Origin of the sequence: Haloferula sp. A504, from assembly GCF_044385805.1 — a bacterium.
Taxonomy (GTDB): domain Bacteria; phylum Verrucomicrobiota; class Verrucomicrobiia; order Verrucomicrobiales; family Akkermansiaceae; genus Haloferula.
This window is the reverse complement of the sequence record NZ_JBISBU010000156.1, coordinates 1-1,185: the sequence shown is the minus strand read 5'-3', so window position 1 is coordinate 1,185 and position 1,185 is coordinate 1. Positions and strand designations below refer to the sequence as shown.

The following is a 1,185-nucleotide window of genomic DNA, read 5'->3' as shown; positions in this document are numbered from 1 at the left end:
CCCACGACTTGAACCAGACACGGCACCTCCCTTTCAACCCTCAAACCACCCCGAAGGCGCGTGGCTGGCTCCAGTCGCAGCCATAGGGTCTCGGCTGATGGAAAAGGGCGGCTTCGGCGATCTCCCAAATGAGCAGCGCGATTGCTGTGGCGATCCACCCATTCCAGATCAGAAAACCGATCAGGCACATACCGAATCCATGAGACATCCATGCGGGGATGCTGCGGCCCTTCTCGCGAGCTTTAGCCGCTACCTCCTTGTTGCATGCGGCGAGGAGGATCAGCACCGCGAAGGTCCAGCAGATGAACGCAAGCAGTCGCCCCGCCCCGGCATTGCTGTGAACCACTCCCAGCCATGCCAGCGAGGCGATGCCAGCATTCCAAGCCGTCCACTTCACAAGCCGAACAAGGCGGCGCATCCGACCACCACCAGCGCCCTTGTTGGAGAGAGGGGGGTCAGCATCGAGGTTTTCACTTTTCATCATCGTTTTTCTGGTTGGGTGGTGGTGGCCGGATGGCCTGATTCGTTCTGCAGATAATGATTCCACGGATCGCAGTCTTAGTTGCATTGGCCGGTTGCCTTGGCTTGGCTGGCTGCGAGAGCCGTAAAGCGACCAGTGGACGTCAAGTGCGTGGTGGTTCTGCTCACTGGGTTGACGTTACCGCTAATGGGAATCGCTACTATGGAATCGCAAGCGAGAACTTCATTAGTCGAGATGGCGTCGACGGCTCCGAGTTTTCCAGCTTTGCGCTCACACTTTGGGATCACCGTGGCGGCATAGAGGGTGTCTCTGTCGACCGGAACGTCACGACGATCAACCTGAAGCACGGGGAACTTCGACTGCATGGTCAGCACGTGTGCATTTCCAACCCTGAGGGCTCCAAGTTGACGGTGTATCCAGCTGAGATTCCAATTGGTGCCTTTAAGTCCCGTGAGCGGCTTGAAGCAGCAATCACCCAGATAATTGAAGAAGCAGAACAAGCCGCGGCTGAGTGACCCTTACCAGCGGCCTTGTCGGAGAACTCGGTCGGTGGTAGAGAGATTTCAGTCGAGCGATGTGGCCGCCAGGAGGGTCGGGCATCAGCGCTTCGACGTTCTGCTGAGAGATCATGCGTTGGATTCGGCGTCATCTGTGGCTGATTCTCATCTACGGGGTGTTCATCGTCTGCGGGATGCGATGGCTGG

The 1,185-nt window shown here is 57.7% G+C and carries 2 protein-coding genes; one reads left to right on the top strand and one right to left on the bottom strand.

Annotation, left to right across the window (positions count from 1 at the left end):
- Positions 1 to 40: 40 nt before the first annotated feature.
- On the bottom strand, positions 41 to 484 hold the full coding sequence (locus tag ACG2LG_RS23905; protein WP_396263389.1) for a hypothetical protein: 444 nt from the start codon (positions 482 to 484) through the stop codon (positions 41 to 43).
- A gap of 53 nt (positions 485 to 537) precedes the next feature.
- Here ACG2LG_RS23905 and ACG2LG_RS23900 point away from each other — a divergent pair, with 53 nt between their 5' ends.
- Positions 538 to 996 (top strand): hypothetical protein, encoded by a 459-nt coding sequence (locus tag ACG2LG_RS23900; RefSeq protein ID WP_396263387.1) that lies wholly within the window; start codon positions 538 to 540, stop codon positions 994 to 996.
- The last annotated feature ends 189 nt before the right edge of the window (positions 997 to 1,185 follow it).

Bases quoted from the DNA above. Each gene is read 5' to 3' on its own strand.
- ACG2LG_RS23905 (WP_396263389.1), bottom strand. From the start codon at position 484: ATGATGAAAAGTGAAAACCTCGATGCTGACCCCCCTCTCTCCAACAAG.
- ACG2LG_RS23900 (WP_396263387.1), top strand. From the start codon at position 538: ATGATTCCACGGATCGCAGTCTTAGTTGCATTGGCCGGTTGCCTTGGC.